The 14,734-nt window shown below is 40.0% G+C and carries 13 protein-coding genes; 5 read left to right on the forward strand and 8 right to left on the reverse strand.

Translation table 11 applies throughout. The features are described from left to right. Window position 1: 1 nt before the first annotated feature. Entirely contained in the window at window positions 2-1,156 is a 1,155-nt protein-coding gene (locus tag DBU79_RS03075) for a hydrogenase 1 small subunit (RefSeq protein WP_000499057.1), read from the reverse strand. A 160-nt stretch (window positions 1,157-1,316) separates the two neighbouring features. On the opposite strand from DBU79_RS03075, the gene DBU79_RS03080 reads away from it, so the two are divergent. Further along, window positions 1,317-1,901, forward strand: a complete 585-nt coding sequence (locus DBU79_RS03080) for an NAD(P)H-dependent oxidoreductase (protein WP_154411498.1) — start codon at window positions 1,317-1,319, stop codon at window positions 1,899-1,901. A gap of 50 nt (window positions 1,902-1,951) precedes the next feature. Here the strand turns inward: DBU79_RS03080 and DBU79_RS03085 are convergent, their stop codons facing one another. From DBU79_RS03085 to ispG, 4 genes are all read right to left on the reverse strand, one after another. Beyond that, window positions 1,952-4,003, reverse strand: coding sequence for a DUF262 domain-containing protein (locus DBU79_RS03085; protein WP_154411499.1), 2,052 nt, complete (start codon window positions 4,001-4,003; stop codon window positions 1,952-1,954). Window positions 4,004-4,122: 119 nt separating this feature from the next. After that, the gene (locus DBU79_RS03090; RefSeq protein ID WP_154411500.1) at window positions 4,123-5,181 is read right to left on the reverse strand and encodes a tetratricopeptide repeat protein; all 1,059 of its coding nucleotides are present in this window, start codon (window positions 5,179-5,181) and stop codon (window positions 4,123-4,125) included. A gap of 11 nt (window positions 5,182-5,192) precedes the next feature. After that, window positions 5,193-6,398, reverse strand: a complete 1,206-nt coding sequence (locus DBU79_RS03095; RefSeq protein ID WP_154411578.1) for a 2,3,4,5-tetrahydropyridine-2,6-carboxylate N-succinyltransferase — start codon at window positions 6,396-6,398, stop codon at window positions 5,193-5,195. An 11-nt stretch (window positions 6,399-6,409) separates the two neighbouring features. Further along, window positions 6,410-7,489 (reverse strand): flavodoxin-dependent (E)-4-hydroxy-3-methylbut-2-enyl-diphosphate synthase, encoded by a 1,080-nt coding sequence (gene ispG / locus DBU79_RS03100; protein ID WP_154411501.1) that lies wholly within the window; start codon window positions 7,487-7,489, stop codon window positions 6,410-6,412. Window positions 7,490-7,643: 154 nt separating this feature from the next. On the opposite strand from ispG, the gene DBU79_RS03105 reads away from it, so the two are divergent. The 4 genes from DBU79_RS03105 to DBU79_RS03120 are packed head-to-tail and all read left to right on the forward strand — an operon-like array spanning window position 7,644 to window position 12,750. Further along, window positions 7,644-8,771: a succinyldiaminopimelate transaminase gene (locus DBU79_RS03105; RefSeq protein ID WP_154411502.1), complete on the forward strand. Its 1,128-nt coding sequence runs from the start codon at window positions 7,644-7,646 to the stop codon at window positions 8,769-8,771. Next, window positions 8,764-10,113, forward strand: a complete 1,350-nt coding sequence (gene murC / locus DBU79_RS03110; protein ID WP_154411503.1) for a UDP-N-acetylmuramate--L-alanine ligase — start codon at window positions 8,764-8,766, stop codon at window positions 10,111-10,113. The genes DBU79_RS03105 and murC overlap by 8 nt, the downstream gene beginning before the upstream one ends. Beyond that, a complete protein-coding gene (locus DBU79_RS03115; RefSeq protein ID WP_000537714.1) occupies window positions 10,113-10,478 on the forward strand; it encodes a hypothetical protein in 366 nt (121 codons plus the stop codon). The genes murC and DBU79_RS03115 overlap by 1 nt, the downstream gene beginning before the upstream one ends. Before the next feature lie 25 nt (window positions 10,479-10,503). After that, window positions 10,504-12,750 (forward strand): endonuclease MutS2, encoded by a 2,247-nt coding sequence (locus DBU79_RS03120; protein WP_154411504.1) that lies wholly within the window; start codon window positions 10,504-10,506, stop codon window positions 12,748-12,750. Window positions 12,751-12,893: 143 nt separating this feature from the next. Here DBU79_RS03120 and ppa read toward each other — a convergent pair whose 3' ends face one another. From ppa to DBU79_RS03135, 3 genes are read right to left on the reverse strand one after another with little or no spacing between them, the layout of a single operon-like run. Then, complete coding sequence (gene ppa / locus DBU79_RS03125; RefSeq protein ID WP_001047002.1) at window positions 12,894-13,415, reverse strand: inorganic diphosphatase; 522 nt, start codon at window positions 13,413-13,415, stop codon at window positions 12,894-12,896. A gap of 55 nt (window positions 13,416-13,470) precedes the next feature. Further along, on the reverse strand, window positions 13,471-14,214 hold the full coding sequence (locus DBU79_RS03130) for a glycosyltransferase family 25 protein (RefSeq protein WP_154411505.1): 744 nt from the start codon (window positions 14,212-14,214) through the stop codon (window positions 13,471-13,473). Continuing rightward, window positions 14,153-14,713: a glycosyltransferase family 25 protein gene (locus DBU79_RS03135; RefSeq protein ID WP_154411506.1), complete on the reverse strand. Its 561-nt coding sequence runs from the start codon at window positions 14,711-14,713 to the stop codon at window positions 14,153-14,155. Before DBU79_RS03135 ends, DBU79_RS03130 begins: the two co-directional genes overlap by 62 nt. Window positions 14,714-14,734 lie beyond the last annotated feature (21 nt).

Genomic DNA, 14,734 nt, shown 5'->3' on the forward strand with positions numbered 1-14,734 from the left:
CTTACTCTTTGTTTTTGATCGCTTTAGAAAGGAGCGCATGCGCAACAATCCCAATAGCGGTTGCACTAAGCAAAGTTGTGCCGACTTTATCGGCCACTTTATCAGCCCCTAAGCCATCAAAAGCGGTTTTAATGGAGCGATTCGCCAAAGGCTCTTCAAAAGGACTCATCGTATCCCAAAAATTAGGCTCAGAACACCCTATGCACCCATGCCCTGCGCCTATGGGCCAAGAGGTGTGTGAATTGAAGCGGAGTTTGGAGCAATTGTTGAAAGTGTAAGGCCCTTTACAGCCCATTTTATACAAACAAAAGCCCCTTTTAGCGTTTTCATCGCCAAAATGCTCCACAAATTCGCCCGCATCAAAATGCCCTCGCCTTTCGCACAAATCATGGATCCTGTTCCCATAAGCCCAAGAGGGGCGGTTATACGCATCCAATTTAGGGAGAGCCCCAAACATCAAGTAATAAAGCACATTGCCCACGATATTTTTTTCACTAGGCGGGCAACCGGGAACATTGATTACGGGTTTATCAATGATTTTGTGTAAGGGTTGCGCGTTAGAGGGGTTAGGGTAAGCCGCTTGAACGCCCCCAAAACTGGAGCATGTGCCTATGGCAAAAATAGCGGCTGCGTATTGAGCGGCTTTCCTGCACTCTTCAGCCCCCGTTTCAGCGTTTGGACCTTGAGTGAGGAAGTATTCGGTGCCTTGGGGGATACCGCCCTCTACCATTAAAATGTAATTGTTTTTATGCTTTTCTATGGCGTCATGCAAGCTTTTTTCAGCCTGAAAACCGCTCGCTACCATGATGGTCTCATGGTATTCTAGGTTGATGTAATCAAAAATGATGCTATCAATGGTGGGGTCTGCACTCCTTAACAAGCTCTCGCTGCAGCCGGTGCATTCTGCCATGTGCAACCAAATCACAGGCAACCTATTAGCCACTTCTACCGCTTTTAAAGTCAAGGGAGCAAAACTAGCCGGCAAGGCTAAAGTCGCGCTCATCATGCCCGCCCATTTCAATAAATCACGCCTGGAAATGCCAGCACCCTTAAACTCGTCTTGCAAGTTTTTATGCTCGTTATGAGCGTTAAACGAGCTGACTATCTCAAGGCGTTCTTCAATCTTTTGATAAGTCTTTTTTTCATCGTAGAACATCGCCACTCCTTAACTAGAAATTTTCATTATCTTAACATAATAAAAATAATGTAGTGGCAATTGATTATTTTTTAACTTTTATTTTAGATGAAAGGAATTTCTTTAACATTAAGTTTCATTTGGATAAAATTCCCCCCTATTTTATTAAAAAAGGAACAAAATGAAAAAAGTACTCATCATTAATGGAGCCAAAGCGTTCGGGAGCTCTGGGGGGAAACTCAATGAAACCTTGACTGATCATGCAAAAAAGACTCTAGAGTCTTTGGGGCTAGAAGTGGATACAACGATCGTGGATAAGGGCTATGAACACGCTCAAGAAGTGGAGAAATTCTTTAACGCAGATGCGACGATTTGGCAAATGCCTGGCTGGTGGATGGGAGAGCCTTGGATTGTGAAAAAATACATTGATGAAGTCTTTACTTTAGGGCATGGGAAGCTTTATGCTAGCGATGGCAGAAGTTCGCAAAACCCCACTAAAAACTACGGGAAAGGGGGCTTGATGCAAGGCAAAAAATACATGTTGAGCTTGACTTGGAACGCTCCCATTGAAGCCTTTAACGATCCTAGTGAATTTTTTGAAGGGGTGGGTGTGGATGTTGTGTATTTGCATTTGCATAAAGCGTTCCAATTTTTAGGGCTTTCAGCGTTGCCTACTTTTATTTGTAATGATGTGATGAAAAACCCCCAAGTGGAGCAGTATCTTAACTCTCTCACCACGCATTTGCGCCAAGCTTTTGGCAAGTGATTTTAAAATAAGAGCTTTTTAACCCCCCCCCATTTCTTTGGGGGGCTTGTTTATTCCACAATAAAGTCTCTGGGATTGAGATCGCAGCCTAAGATGAGATCTTTAAGATTACTGCCCGTAGTTTGATAACTCGCATTGCTTACAAAGTAGAATCCGTATTTTTCAAAAGGCACAACATTAGTGCCATCTCTATCCCTTAATTGCGCTTTTGCTTTATCCCAACAAATGTAGCTTGGAAGCTCATCGTCTGTATAGCTTTCAAAGGCTTCTCTGGCATTTTCTAGCAAGTAGTTTATGACAACGCTAGCTAATTCCTTAGCGTTTCTTGCCATGCACCTTTGGCCATTGGGGAGCTTAACGCTTTGAAGCTTATGGTCAGTTAAATTATCATCAAGGGTTTTGTGAAGCTCTCTTGTGCGGTATTCTTTAGGCAAATCTTTAAACAATCCCACTTGACAGAATTGATCCGCTAAATATTCGCTCCTGGCCCTCACTTCCTCTATCCCCCAAGAATGGGTGTTATTGATGAAATAGTCGTTTAAATGCAAGGAGCTGTATTCTTCCATAAGCGCTATTTTTGCCTCGTAAGATTTGTTGCCAAGCTTTTGATTTTGCCCTGATAAGGTTAGATTCCCAAAATTATTGAGATAGTCTTGCTCAAAAGTGAAATAGTCCCCTACCCTATCACGCCATTCTTGTGTGGGGGTTTTGGGGTAGAAATGCTCCACTTCTAGATTTTCTTCTCTTGGCGGTTCGGCGTTGCTTAGCTTTTCTATCTCAAGCAAAATGAACTTGCACACTTGATTTGCTGCATAAGCGTTACGCACAAGAAACGCCGCTTTAATTTTATCGTCATTAGGGAACGCCGCTTGACCAACGCTCTTGCCCAGATACCGCTTCAATGCATCGGCTGAAACATTTTCCCCTAGCTGTCTGTATAAAGAATAAAGAACTCTGGTAAGCGTAGGGGAAGAATCCCCGCACACGCTCCGGCGCACATAGTAGCTGGTAAGGATTTGCAAAATTTCGTGGAAGTTTTCATAATCCAATTTGCCTTCTTCAAAATCTCTGGCGCAACGCAAGATGAAGGGCTTTGCCACGCCAAATTGGATTTTCACCAGATCTTTGATACGCAAGCGTAAATTCGCTAACTGCTGCGGATCCCCACACTCTAAAATATGATGATCTCTGTCTAAAAAGATTTGATAGATTCTGCCATATTCACGCATATCGCTCATAAGACCTTGTATATTATCAGGGAAATTGTCTCTGTGGTGGGCTTTTAGCGTGTAATACACTTCACGCTCTTCTTTTTTTAATTTATCTTCAAAATAGATTCTTAAATAGGTTAGAATAAATTCATTCAAATCCTTTTCGCCAAGCCAATTTTCTAAAGGAACCCAATAAGTGTCATAAAGATGTTTCTGTCTGTCAGAATTTTCCCCCATCATCAGGTAGTTGCGGATGAGATCCAGCCCTTTTAATTGCACGCCGGTAGCGTTAATGCTTTCAAACACCACTTGCGGATCGTCTTCGCCTACCTCTAAACCTATGGCTACGATTTTAAGCCGCAAAAACGCGCCATAAATCTCTTCAATGCGATACCCTTTGCTGATATATCGTTCAAGCTCTTTGGTGAGAAATTTATAATTGTTCCTAATGTGTGATACGCCTTGCAGTTCATGCGATCGATTTTGCATGACCAGATCAAAGGCTTCTTTGTCGCTTTTAATGGGCTTGAGACGCAACCTTTGTCCTGAAAGATTGAGTAGATTACCAATCTCTTTTTTTATCCCTTCATTTTGTATCTTTGTTTCTACGGCTTTGAGCAAAAGCATGATGGTAGTAACCCTTTGCTGCCCGTCAATGATGACAAATTCTTGCAGTTGTCTTAAGCTCTTTTCATCATCAATCAAATGCAAAACATAAGTGATAGAACCCATGAAATGCGTTTTCTTATTTTGAGAAATACTGACAATATCTTGCAGTAATTTTTCACAATTTTCTTCTTCCCAAGTGTAGTTCCTCTGGTATACAGGGATAGAAAAGATCGTGCCTGTTAGGGCAAAAAAGTCGTTAACGGTGCTTTGTGTTGCTCTCATAGCTCTTCCTTTTAAGTAAAATTACAATCACACCGAGTATTAAATCAAAAAAAAAAAAAGAGCTTAAACTTTTGAAAAAACCACAATTTGTGGCTGAATTTATTAAGAAATGGCTATTACTAAGGCATCTCATAAGAATGATAGGGCATGAACAAGCGCCCATAATTAGGATTCACGCGCAATAAATGCTCTTTGAAATTCCCGTAATTACGACAGCTTGACTCAAAACCATTATCGCACGCATACGAGAATAAATCCAAAGCCCTCTGATCGTCTTGAGGCACGCCTAAGCCCTTTTGATACAGCACGCCTAAATTGTTACAGCTCCCCAAAATCCCCCCATCGCATGCCATTTGAAAATATTTCGCCGCGTAGTGGTTATTCAAAGGAGCCCCTAAATCCCCATTCGCATAAATCCAGCCTAAATTCGCGCACCCCATCATATCCCCAGCGTTACACGCCAAATAATTCAAATCCACTTGACTGAGTTGCGCTTTATCAATGCCATAAATATTATTCACATTAGACATCAAGCCCAGATTATAACACCCCATATCATTCCCATTATCGCATGAAAATTTATAATAACTTATCGCTTTGTAATAATCTTTGGGGACCCCACTCCCATTAGCGAACATCCACCCCAAATTATTGCATGCGAGCATATCCCCCCCTTGACAAGCCACCGCATACAATTGCAAAGCGTTTTCCTTATCGTTTGAATCAGCGTTTTTTTTGTTTTCATACATTTGAGCTAAATTCGCGCAAGCGGTCGCATCGCCCCCACTGCAACCCATTTCATAATAGCGAGCGGCTTTTAGTCTGTTGGTTTGAATCCCTACCCCATTAGCATACATCGCCCCTACCGCAAAACACCCGGCCGCATTACCATTATCGCACGATTGGGAAAAAAGCTTAAAAGCCCCTTGATAATCGCCCTTTTTAGCCAAATCAATACCGGCAGAAAGCTCGGTTTGAGCGTTTTCAGGCGATCCTAATTTGTCTAACAGATTGGAGTTATCGTTTTTAGGGGTGATCTGGGTGTTAGGGTTTGGCGCACCCTTTGCGTTAGCGGGGTTAAGTTCAAGGGGCGTGTTTTTTGGGGCTTGATTGTTTTCTTCAGCGCCGCTAAGCTGTAAGATTAAAAAAACAAGCAATAACAAACTTTGTTTGAGCATTCTTTTAATCCTTAATGCAGGTTTTGATTCAACTCAATTTTTTTCACGCTCCTAAAAGCGATTAGCTTACCATTTTGGCTATTGGAACGAAAATGCACGCCATTTTTTCCGGAAAGCTCTTTGCCTTTGTAAAGATTGTTGGCATGTTTTTCTAACGTGCTATTCACTTCTAAAAGCTTTTTAAACTCATTTTCTTCAATTTCTATCACGCTCCCGGCTAGTATCGCAACGCCTGCATCCACAATACAGCCATCGCCTAAACTAATGCCGGTAACGCTATTAGCCCCTAACAGACAATTTTTCCCGATGCTAATGGGGTTGTTATTCCCTCCACTTAAAACGCCTAAAACGCTCGCTCCTCCACCAATATCAGTGCCTGCTCCAACCACCACTGATGAAGAAATGCGCCCCTCATTCATGCACACTCCCATAGCCCCTGCGTTAAAATTCACGTAACTCGCCCCAGGCATTTGGGTATAACCTCCAGTCCCTAAATACGCCCCAAAGCGCGTTTTTGAGCTATCCAATAAGCGGATATTATCAAACTCAGGGATTAATTGCATCAAATAGCGCGGGAATTTATCTATAAAATCAATGCTAGGGAAATGGCCTCGCATTTTTAAAGCCACTTCGTTCATCCTAAGCCATTCTAATTCATAAGGCTTGTTACCGCTCCAGGCCGCATTAGAAAGCTGGTTGAAAATGCCCTCTAAATTCAAACTCCTCAAAGGGGCTTTCCCTAAAGAAAGTGCTAAAAGTTTCATATACGCGCTCTCCACGCTCTCGCAAGGCTTGTCTTCATACAAGATCACCAAGCGATAAAGAGACTCCCCATCGCTATTTTTCAAACGATTTTCTTCCAAAGCCTTTAAAAGCTCTAAAACCACTTGGATGTTTTTATGAGCCATTTTATTAGAATAGGCTTCATTCAAAAAGGGCGTATAAAACTCTAGCGCTTTTAACACAAAACTTTCATCAATCTCAACGACGCACTCGCTCGTGCTCTCTTTTAGGATTTTGTCTTTAGAAAGCGAATTGCAAAACACCGCATAAGAGCCTAGATTTTCATCTTTCCAGTTCAAAACGGGGTAAGTGGCGCATAAAATCTTTTTGGAAATAGGGGCAATATCCACTCGGGCAATGCCAAAACCTAAAGGCTCTCTATAACAACTGGATTGCTGGTAGTTGCTCACAAAATTTTTAAACTTATTTATCATGTTTATCATGCCTAATCCTTTAAACTTTTTTCTCTTTCTTTAGCTAAATTTTCCACTTCTATCACAAAAGTTTCAAACAAATCCTTTTCAGCCAGTTTGTGAATGACTTTACCCTCTTTAATGATCAAACCGCTGCGATTCCCAAAAGCGATCGCCATGTCTGCATGCTTGGCTTCACCTAAAGCATTCACCACGCAACCCATCACGCTAATGTCTAAAGGGGTTTTAATGTGGCTTAGGCGTTTTTCTACCTTACTCGCCATATCCACTAAATTGGCTTCAATGCGCCCGCAAGTAGGGCAAGAAATCAAATTAACCCCTTCTTTCAAACGCCCGCTATGGCGTAAAATCGCTCTAGCCACTTTAATTTCATTTTCTAATTCCCCTGTGATGGATACGCGCATCGTATCCCCAATGCCCTCCATTAAAAGCCCCCCTAAAGCCATGGCGGATTTGATACTAGAGCTAAAAAGATTACCCGCTTCAGTAACCCCCAAATGGAAAGGATAGATCACAAGAGGGCGTAACATCCTGTAAGCTTGCATGGTGCGCATCACATCGCTTGCTTTTAAAGAAATCTTAAAATCAGTAAAATCCAAATCTTCTAAAAGTTTGGCGTTATACAAAGCGCTTTCTACCATGCCTTTTGGGGTGGGTCCGTATTTTTGATCAAACTGCTTTTCTAAACTCCCGGCATTCACGCCAATTCTTATAGGAATGTTTTTTTCTTTACAAGCATCAACCACCGCTTTGATTTTATCTTTAGAGCCGATGTTTCCGGGGTTAATCCTGATCGCATCCACGCTTTGAGCGGCAATGAGAGCGAATTTATAATGGAAATGAATATCAGCGATTAAAGGCAAAGAGGACACTTTTTTCAATTCTTTTAAGGCTAGGGCGTCCTTTTCATTACTCACCGCCACCCTCACTAAATCAGCCCCGGCGAGTTTGAGTCTGTCAATTTGATTTTTAGTGCTTTCAATATCAGCGGTTTTACTAAAGGTCATGCTTTGCGTGCTTATAGGAGCATCACCCCCTATGGCCACGCCACCGATAAAAATTTGCTTGGTCTTCACTCTATTTTCCAGCATTAAACCTCTTCTTCAAGTTAAATTCTTATGCGTTATTATACTCTTTTATGCTCTCTCTTTTATGTTGTCTTTGGCTCTTTTTTAGCGCTTTGAATGATAAACGCTTAAATTTTAGGTAAGATTAACTATTCCATTTTAAGATTAAAGTAGCCCTATGACTTTTGAGCCTTATCCTTTTGAACGATTAAGAGCCTTGTTTAAAGAAATCACCCCTAAAAAAAAGGGGCTAGATTTAGGCATCGGCGAGCCACGATTTGAAACGCCCAAATTCATTCAAGACGCTCTTAAAAGCCACGCCCATTCGCTCAATATCTACCCTAAAAGCGCGTTTGAAGAGGGTTTGAGGGAGGCTCAAAGAGGTTTTTTTAAACGCCGTTTTAAAATAGAATTGAAAGAAAACGAATTAATCTCCACGCTAGGATCTAGAGAAGTGTTATTCAATTTCCCTAGTTTTGTTTTATTTGACTATCAAAACCCCACTATCGCCTACCCCAACCCCTTTTATCAAATCTATGAAGGAGCAGCCCAATTCGCTAGAGCCAAAAGCCTTTTAATGCCCTTAACTAAAGAAAATGATTTCACTCCAAGTTTGAATGAAAAAGAATTGCAAGAAGTGGATTTAGTGATCTTAAATTCCCCTAACAACCCCACCGGAAGAACCCTTTCTTTAGAAGAGCTGATTAGTTGGGTCAAACTCGCTTTAAAGCATGATTTTATTTTAATCAATGATGAATGCTACAGCGAAATTTATGAAAATACGCCTCCCCCTTCGCTTTTAGAAGCTTGCATGCTTATTGGTAATGAAGCGTTTAAAAATGTTTTGGTTATCCATTCGCTCTCCAAACGCTCCAGCGCTCCAGGGCTAAGGAGTGGTTTTATCGCTGGGGATAGCAGTATTTTAGAAAAATACAAAGCGTTTCGCACCTATTTAGGCTATACGAGCGCTAATGCGATCCAAAAGGCTAGTGAAATAGCTTGGCTAGATGATGCGCATGCAGAATTTTTCCGCAATATTTATGCGAATAATTTGAAACTAGCGCGAAAAATCTTTAAAAACACGCTCATTTATCCTTATAGTTTTTATGTGTATCTGCCCGTTCAAAACGGCGAAAATTTTGCCAAAACGCTTTATCAAAACGAAGGCATTATTACTTTACCGGCTTTGTATTTAGGGCGCAATCACATCGGCACTGATTGCGTGCGTTTAGCCCTTGTCTATGACACCCCCCTTTTAGAAAAGCCTTTAGAAATCATAGAAACTTATCGAGAAAATCATGCTTGAAACCCCAAAAGTTTTACTCAAAAACCTGCAAGATTGCAAGATCCATTTTATCGGTATAGGGGGGATTGGCATTTCAGGCTTAGCCAAATACCTTAAAGCGCAAGGGGCTACAATCAGCGGCTCTGATATTGCCATAAGCCCCAGCGTTAAGTATTTGAAAGCTTTAGGCGTAGAAATCAATATCCCGCATGATCCAAAAGCGATCAATAATCAAGATGCCATCATCCATTCAGCCATTATTAAAGAAGACAATACAGAAATACAAAGGGCTAAGGAATTAGAAATCCCTATTTTATCTCGCAAAGACGCTTTGTATTCTATCCTTAAAGACAAGCGCGTTTTTAGCGTGTGCGGGGCTCATGGAAAAAGCAGTATCACCGCCATGTTAAGCGCGATTTGCCCCTTTTTTGGAGCGATTATTGGGGCGCATTCTAAAGAGTTTGATTCCAATGTGCGAGAGAGCGCGAATGATAGCTTGGTTTTTGAAGCCGATGAGAGCGATTCAAGTTTTTTATTTTCTAACCCTTATGCTGCGATTGTGCCTAACACAGAGCCAGAACATTTGGAGCATTATGACCATGATTTAGAGCGCTTTTTCTTCGCTTATGAATATTTTTTAGACCATGCTCAAAAAAGAGTGATCTATAAAGAAGATCCTTTTTTAAAACACTATTCTAAAGACGCTATTGTTTTAGAAAAAAAAGACATTTATAATATCCAATACATTTTAAAAGACGGCGAGCCTTACACTTCATTTGAATTGAAAAACTTGGGGGCTTTTTTGGTGTGGGGGTTAGGCGAACATAACGCTACGAATGCGAGTTTGGCGATTTTAAGCGCTTTAGATGAATTGAATTTAGAAGAAATTAGAAATAATTTATTGAATTTCAAAGGCATTAAAAAACGCTTTGATATTTTGCAAAAAAACGCACTCATCCTCATTGATGATTACGCCCACCACCCTACTGAAATCAGCGCCACTTTAAAAAGCGCTAGGATTTATGCTAACTTATTGAACATGCAAGAAAAAATTATTGTGATCTGGCAAGCGCACAAATATTCTCGCTTAATGGATAATTTAGAAGAGTTTAAAAAATGTTTTTTAGAGCATTGCGACAGATTGATTATCCTACCCGTTTATAGCGCGAGTGAAGTTAAAAGAGATATTGATTTGAAAGCCCATTTTAAACATTATAACCCCACCTTTATAGACAGGGTGCGTAAAAAAGGGGATTTTTTAGAGCTGTTAGTCAATGATAATGTCATAGAAACGATTGAAAAAGGCTTTGTGATAGGCTTTGGAGCGGGGGATATTACCTATCAATTGAGAGGCGAAATGTAATGGGCGTAGCGGTTGTTTTATTTTTGACGCTAATTTTATTGTTTTTAGTTTTAAGGGATTTTGGTTTAGTTAGCCCCAAACAAAAGATTTTAGCTTTTTTAATCGTAGGGATTATAGGAGCGAGCATCAGCGTTTATACTTACAAGCAAAACCAACAAAACCAACAAGAAATCGCTTTACAAAGAGCGTTTTTAAGGGGGGAAACCCTGTTGTGTAAAGGCATTAAAGTCAATAACCAAACCTTTAATTTAGTGAGCGGGACTTTGAGCTTTTTAGGCAAAAAACAAACCCCTATGAAAGACGTTCTTGTGGATTTGGATTCTTGTCAAACGCTCCAAAAAGATCCCTTAATCCAACCCCAATGAATACCCAATGAATACCCAATGAATAATGAGTAATAATAATACCCCACCCAAACCCCTAGAAGAAAGCCTGGATTTAAAAGAGTTTATCGCTCTTTTTAAAACCTTTTTTGCAAAAGAAAGGGACACTATCGCTTTAGAAAACGATCTCAAACAGGCTTTCACTTATCTAACTGAAGTGGATTCGATCGGTTTGATCGCCCCCAAAAGCGTGAAAGAAAGCGATCTTATTCTTATCAAACTCACCAAATTAGGGACGCTCCATTTAGATGAAATTTTTGAGATTGTCAAACGATTGCGCTACATTGTCGTTTTACAAAACGCTTTTAAAACTTTCACGCATTTAAAATTTCATGAACGCCTTAACGCTATTATTTTACCCCCTTTTTTTAATGATCTGATCGCTTTATTGGATGATGAAGGGCAAATCAAACAAGGGGCGAACGCTACCCTAGATGCTTTGAATGAAAGCTTGAACCGCCTTAAAAAAGAGAGCGCTAAAGTCATTCATCATTACGCCCACTCTAAAGAGCTTGCCCCTTATTTAGTGGATACGCAAAGCCACCTTAAGCATGGCTATGAATGCCTTTTATTAAAGAGCGGGTTTTCTAGCGCGATCAAAGGCGTTGTGCTAGAAAGGAGTGCTAATGGTTATTTCTATCTTTTGCCTGAAAGCGCGCAAAAAATCGCCCAAAAAATCGCGCAAATTGGTAATGAAATAGATTGCTGTATTGTTGAAATGTGTCAAACTCTAAGCCGTAGCTTGCAAAAACACCTTTTATTTTTAAAATTCCTTTTCAAAGAATTTGATTTTTTAGACAGCTTGCAAGCACGGCTTAATTTCGCTAAAGCCTACAATTTAGAATTTGTCATGCCAAGCTTTACGCAAAAAAAAATGATTTTAGAAAACTTTTCGCACCCCATTTTGAAAGAGCCAAAGCCCTTAAATTTGAAGTTTGAAAAATCCATGCTCGCTGTTACTGGCGTGAATGCGGGCGGGAAAACCATGCTCTTAAAATCGCTTTTAAGCGCGGCGTTTTTGAGCAAGCATCTCATTCCTATGAAAATCAACGCTCATCATTCCATTATCCCCTATTTTAAAGAAATCCACGCCATTATCAACGACCCCCAAAACAGCGCGAACAATATCTCTACTTTTGCAGGCAGAATGAAGCAATTTAGCGCTCTTTTATCCAAAGAAAACATGCTTTTAGGCGTTGATGAAATTGAGCTAGGGACTGACGCTGATGAAGCGAGCAGTTTGTATAAAACCCTGTTAGAAAAATTGCTTAATCAAAACAACCAAATCGTTATCACCACGCACCACAAACGCTTGAGCGTGTTAATGGCAGAAAACCAAGAAGTGGAATTACTAGCCGCTCTTTATGACGAAGAAAAAGAACGGCCCACTTACACTTTTTTAAAAGGGGTTATTGGCAAAAGCTATGCGTTTGAAACCGCTTTACGCTATGGCGTGCCGCATTTCTTGATTGAAAAAGCGAAAGCCTTCTATGGCGAAGATAAGGAAAAATTGAACGTTTTGATTGAAAATTCCAGCGCGCTAGAAAGGGAATTAAAACAAAAAAATGAAAGCTTAGAGAACGCTTTAAAAGAGCAAGAAGATTTAAAAAACGCATGGCTTTTAGAAATGGAAAAACAAAAAGAAATCTTTCACCATAAAAAATTGGAATTGGAAAAATCCTACCAGCAAGCCCTAAATATCTTAAAAAACGAAGTCGCTTCAAAAGATACCAGCTCTATGCATAAAGAAATCCATAAAGCGAGCGAGATTTTAAACAAACATAAGACAGGCCAGGAAATCCCGCAAACAATAACAAGCTTTCAAATTAACGAAAAAGCGCGCTATAAAAATGAAAGCGTGATGGTTATACAAATTTTAGACAAGGGCTATTGTTTGGTAGAAACCGAGCTTGGCATGCGTTTGAAAGCGCATGGGAGTTTGTTGAAAAAAATCCAAAAACCCCCTAAAAACAAATTCAAACCCCCTAAAACCATCATTCCTAAACCTAAAGAAGCGAGCTTGCGCCTTGATTTAAGAGGGCAACGCAGCGAAGAAGCCCTAGATTTACTAGACGCTTTTTTAAATAATGCACTTTTAGGGGGCTTTGAAGAAGTGCTGATTTGCCATGGCAAGGGGAGCGGGATTTTAGAAAAGTTTGTGAAAGAATTTCTAAAAAACCACCCCAAAGTGGTGAGTTTTAGCGACGCTCCCATTAATTTAGGTGGCAGTGGGGTTAAAATCGTTAAATTGTAGTTTTTGGCACTTTTTATGGGGAATGCAAAAATCCGCTTTAAACTACCCTATTTTACACCAGCACCCAATGAGGACAAAGCCTTTTAAAAGAGCGTTGAAAAAGGGTTTTTATCGCTTAATTGAGTCAAAACCCTTAAAAATCTTTAGCCTTGATAGGCTTTTATGGCTTTTTCTAAAACCTTAATCGCGCTCTCTTTGTTTTCAAACCCCTTGACTTTCACCCATTTATTAGGCTCTAAATCCTTGTAAGTTTCAAAAAAATGTTTGATTTTATCCAAAGTGTGTTTGGATAAATCATCAATATCCTTGACATAGGAATGCGTGGGATCAATCTTATCTATGGGCAGAGCGAGTAATTTTTCATCCATTCCGCTTTCATCTTCCATGTTCAAAACCCCAACCAAGCGCGCTTTCACTACGCTCCCGGCTTGAAAAGCCACATCGCTTAAAACCAGCGCATCTACAGGGTCGCCATCAGATCCTAAAGTGTTAGGCACAAAGCCGTAATTCGCGGGGTAATTTTGCGCCCCATAAAGCACCCTATCCACCATTAAAGCCCCGCTTTCTTTATCCAATTCATACTTGATATTAGAATGCTTGGATATTTCAATCACCACGCACAAAGAATCAGCGTCATGGCTCACTTCTAATTGGTCTAAATTCATTGCAATCTCCTTTGAATAACAAAAAAGAATTATTCTAACATAAAGCCCGCTCTTTTTAAACCTCTTTAGAGGTTTTTAAAGGAGCGTATTGTTTGCTGTATTTGTGAAAGGCTTTTAAGCACTTTTGAGCGTTGAATTTATGATAAAAAAGATTATCAAAATAAGATTTTTTAGGAGGCTTTAATGAAATGTCAGGCTTTTTTGCATTTTGAATGGTGCTATTGAAAGCATGCTTGTTTAAAGAAACAGGGCAAGGCAAATAGGTAAAATTAGCCACATCATGGTAAGTGGGATTGTTCATAAACATATCCACCGGCTCTATGATTTTAAAACGCTCCGTGGCTTCTATAAAGGTTTTAGCGCCTTTTGGCGTGAGGTAGTAGCCTGCCGTAGTGGCCACATACACGCTGGTGAGGTAAAAATGCTCTAAAAATAGCGCTTCTTTTTCGCTATCAGCACGCCTTTCCCAAAAGGTCTCTTTAATGTTTGTTTCTTTTGCCAGTAAGGATTCGTATTTTGTGGTGAGATCATCGTATTTTCCTGTGAGATCATCGTATTTTCCTGTGAGATCATCGTATTTTGCTACGAGTTTCTTATACACTTCTGTCCGAGCTAAAATACTTCCAATGAAGCGGTTGAGTTTTCTTTTAATTTTTCTAAAAACCACTGGGTTAAAAGAGGTTTTTTGGGGCGCTATTTTGCAAGGATCAGATAGTTCTTTAGGGTCTTGTTGCGTTTCAATAATAAAATCTTGCTGCGTATCTTGTGCGGGATTGGGGGGGGGGGGGGGTAACTTCATGATTTTCAATAGGCGTTTTTTCCATAGACGCTTCAACCTCTTCAGTTTCTGTATAGATAGGGAGAGAGTGCAAATTGGTTTTATGCCCTCCCCAATAATGCCCATAGAGTCTCACAAAATCAAAAGGGCTTTTCAAGCAATCTTCTAAGGCTTGCATGAAATTAGACTCTAAGGCTACATCATCTTCTAAAATAACGATCGGTTGGTTTGTTTTAACGCATTCTTTCCACAAAAAATAATGGCTTAAATAGCACCCAAATTCTTGGGGCAATAATTCTTGATAACAATAATCAGAATGGAACCAATCGGATTTTAACAAACTTGAAGAATCATAAAGCTCTTGAACGAGTTTTTCAAAATCTTGATGTTTGGGGCTAATAGCGTCAAAGATTTGAAAAACACAACGGTCTTTAAATTTTTCATTGGATTCTAAAATTAGTTTTTCAGTATCCAAACGCCTTTGACTTTCTTTTAAAGAAATGATATAAATTTGTGTCAAATGAACTCCTAAATATGGTAT

The organism is Helicobacter pylori, assembly GCF_009689985.1.
GTDB lineage: Bacteria > Campylobacterota > Campylobacteria > Campylobacterales > Helicobacteraceae > Helicobacter > Helicobacter pylori_CG.